Genomic DNA, 3,377 nt, shown 5'->3' on the forward strand with positions numbered 1-3,377 from the left:
CGCGTTCTGCGGACATGCGAGAACCTTCCAATCGACAGGATCCTTAGATGATGGAAATCTAGATGATTGGAAAGCCATACGTCAACGTTCGTGACTGCGGGAAACCCTTCCTCTACGTCGTCGTCTGCGCCGCGGGTGTCGCCGAGGGCGTCGGCACGTTGATCGCCACGGCGCAGGAGCGGGGCTGGGAGGTCGGTGTCATCGCCACGCCCCAGGGGCTCGGTTTCATCGACGCGGCGGCGGTCGAGGAGCGGACCGGCCGCCCGATCCGCTCCGCCTGGCGCGCCCCGGGCGACCCGCGCCCCTTCCCCGCGCCGGACGCGGTGGCGCTCGCGCCGGCCACCTTCAACACCGTCAACAAGTGGGCGGCCGGCATATCCGACACCCTCGCCCTCGGAACGCTGTGCGAGGCCTACGGACTCGGCGTCCCGATCGCCGTACTGCCGTGCGTGAACGAGGCGTTGGCGGCCCACCCCGCCTACCGGGCCAGTGTCGAGCGACTCCGCGACATGGGCGTCCGCTTCGCCGACCCGCACGCGGGCGAAGGCCAACAGGGCGGCGGGCCGGGTGATTTCCACTGGGAGCGCGTACTGGACCTGCTGACCGGCCCAGGGACTTGAACATGTTCAACTCTGCTGGCACGATGGCGAGCACGTGATCGACGCCCGGTCGAACCGCAGTCGTCGGCACCGCGGAGGGCAGGATCGTGAAGACCAACACAGCGGCGGCCACACGCACTCCCGACCCCGGTGAGCGGTACGACCCGTCGGCGGAACCTCAGCCGGCACCGAGACCTACACATGGACCTTCGAGTTGCAGCGGGACGAGGAGAAGCGGCTGTTGCTGTACTTCTTCCTCGGCGACCCGACTCCCGCAGCGCCTACATCCTGGAGCGAACGTAGGCGGGCCCGGCGGTGCCTCAAGCTCGATTCCGTGTTCCGGAGAGGGGAGACCGAGTGCAAATGGGTGGCTTCGCCAAGTGGACCAAGTGTTTCGAGGACGAGCGCGAGCGCAGGCGTGCCCAGGGTGATCCGGACTGGGGGCAAGGCGCGACGCTTCATCGAGCGGTGTGGGCCGGCATCCAGCGGTTCCAGGTAGGCGAGGACGGTGACGGCGCCAACCTCGTCGGCAAGGCGGACCAGGCCGGCGACGCCGACTACGGGCAGGCGGTCCGGCTGTTCGTCGCCGAGGAACAGAACCACGCTCGACTGCTCGCCCGGCTGCTGGCCGCGGGGGACATGCCGACGTTGACCGGCCACTGGAGCGACGCGGCCTTCGTGCGGCTGCGGCGCCTCATGGGTCTGCGCATGGAACTGCTGGTGCTGATGATCGCTGAAGTAGTGGCGCTGCGCTATTACCGGGCGCTGCGCGATGGCACCCACGACGCACTCACCATGGATGTGGCAGGGCGGATCCTGGCCGATGAGCAGCGCCACATCCCGTTCCACTGCGAGCGACTGCATACCTCCCTGGCGGAGCTGCCCCGCGCGGTGCGCCGCCCGGTCATGACCCTGTGGCGGCTTCTTCTGCTCGCGGTCTCTCTCGTCGTCGCCGTCGACCACGGTCCGGCACTGCGCCGACTTGACACCGGACGCCTGCGATTCGTGGCCGATGTCATGACCTCGTCCCACGCGGTGGTCTCCGCGGTGCTGGTGCCCCGCCCTGACGCATGGACGAGCGCGGGCTGACCACGAGGGTTGCACAGAGCCGTGGAGCGTCTCACGGGCCGAGGTGCACCACGTTGGCAGGGGCGAGGGAAGTGAAGTCGGAAGCCGCGAGTGTCTCCTGAAGGGCCGTGTGCAGGGCGCGCGGCGAGCGCTCCGGACGCAGCACTCCGTCGGAGTCCCCGAGCAACTCGTACACCTGAACCGCGATGCGCATCGCGGCCACGTCCGAGACCATGCCCAGCATCGCGATCACATGGCGGTAGCCGGCCGCCTGGAACGACGCGGCGAGCGTCCAGCCCCCACTCTCGAACCCCCGGTTGTCGGCCGCCGTCTCGCAGGCCGAGAGATAGGCCAGGGCTCCGTCGGCCACGAGATTCCGCGGGAGATGCCGCGAGTCGAGACCCTCCTCCGTGTCGAACGCGAACCGCAGTCGGGGCGTGCCCTCATGGAGGCTCGCGTGCCCGGTGAAGTGGAAGAAGGGGTAATCGGCGAGTCGCGCGGCGACATTCGCGACCGTGGCTTCCGAACCACGAAGAACCTGACTGTCGGCAACGAGTCGCTGGACCGTCCGGGCCTCCCTGTGTCCGGCCGGCAGCGCGTCGTCGGCGAGTACCAGCAGCATCCGCTGTTCCGGTCCTTCGGCCTGGTGCCTCTCGCGGTTCCGTGCGGTCATGAGCGCCTGGACACTCGGGGTGTAGGAGGGGACGGTGTAGTCCAGGGCCGTGTTCCCGGGTTGTCCGGCCACATGGAGCGGCAGCATCGTGAACGGGCCGGTGGGACACCACCAGATCCGGGGAAGGGTCTCGGACGGAACCGGGCTGAGCAGCCGCGGGCCCGGCTCCGCGGACACATCCCTGGTGGGACCGTATCCCAGGCTGTGCGGGCTACGGCCGGTGAGCCCGAGAGCGGAGAGGATCGGCCACACCATGCTCTCCCACAGCCAGGAGAGCACCTGCCAGGACTCACGTTGGTCCGGCCTGGCACTCGTGACCTGGTATGTCCTCGCCCGGTGCGTCAGCTCGGCCAGACTCAGGTGGGGCAGCGGGAGCACCGACACCCCCTGGCGTGTCACGAGCAGCGCGTCGCAACGGCGGGCGGACGCGCTCAGCACGACGACGGGGCCTTCGCTCGCGGCCGCGACCATCCGGTGGGCGGCCAGGGGGACGAGGAAGGCTTCGAACCCGGGAACGGCACGCACTGCATCCACCAGGTGGTTCATCCTGGCCTGCACCGCATCGCTTCGCCGGAAGACCGGTGCGTCGGCCGGCCCGGCGTCCAGGTGGAGAAACGTCCACAGCCACCGGAGTTCCTCGGCGAGATCCGGGGCGACCCTGTGGAGCTGGTCCACCTCGGCACGGGAGTCCGTGGTCCATGCCGAAAGGAGAGCGCTTCGCTGCTCGAGGAACTCCAGCGCGCGCTCCGGTGATCCCGCCTCGATCGCGCAGGCCGCGGCGTCCCGGCTCCGCTCCTCCCAGGCACTGATGACGGCTCCACGACCCTCACCGGGCAGAAGCACGACCGGCGGCAGTTCCTTGACAACGGTCTCGTAGCTCAGGATGACATCGTCCTGATGGCCCATCCGCATCGCCAGGCTTCCCCAGAGCAGTGCGGCTCGCAGCCGTTGCAGTGGCTGCGCCGACTGTTCACGGGCGATGTGCCGCGCGTCGTCCGCCGCGCGGTGGAGCGCGTCGCCGGACGCCCTGGCCGTAC

3 protein-coding genes are annotated in these 3,377 nt (G+C 69.3%); 2 read left to right on the forward strand and 1 reads right to left on the reverse strand.

The window, feature by feature from the left end; all coding sequences use genetic code 11:
* Positions 1 to 62 precede the first annotated feature (62 nt).
* Together ACWEBX_RS38265 and ACWEBX_RS38270 are read left to right on the forward strand one after the other, a co-directional pair.
* Positions 63 to 620: a flavoprotein gene (locus ACWEBX_RS38265; RefSeq protein ID WP_451889333.1), complete on the forward strand. Its 558-nt coding sequence runs from the start codon at positions 63 to 65 to the stop codon at positions 618 to 620.
* 342 nt (positions 621 to 962) lie between these two features.
* Positions 963 to 1,688, forward strand: a complete 726-nt coding sequence (locus tag ACWEBX_RS38270) for a ferritin-like domain-containing protein (protein WP_451889334.1) — start codon at positions 963 to 965, stop codon at positions 1,686 to 1,688.
* Between the two features lie 31 nt (positions 1,689 to 1,719).
* Here the strand turns inward: ACWEBX_RS38270 and ACWEBX_RS38275 are convergent.
* The coding region (locus tag ACWEBX_RS38275; RefSeq protein WP_451889335.1) for a CHAT domain-containing protein at positions 1,720 to 3,377 on the reverse strand (1,658 nt) is incomplete at its 5' end.

The sequence above is a fragment of the Streptomyces sp. NPDC005070 genome, assembly GCF_053600395.1.

Bases quoted from the DNA above. Each gene is read 5' to 3' on its own strand.
- ACWEBX_RS38270 (WP_451889334.1), top strand. From the start codon at position 963: ATGGGTGGCTTCGCCAAGTGGACCAAGTGTTTCGAGGACGAGCGCGAG.
- ACWEBX_RS38265 (WP_451889333.1), top strand. From the start codon at position 63: ATGATTGGAAAGCCATACGTCAACGTTCGTGACTGCGGGAAACCCTTC.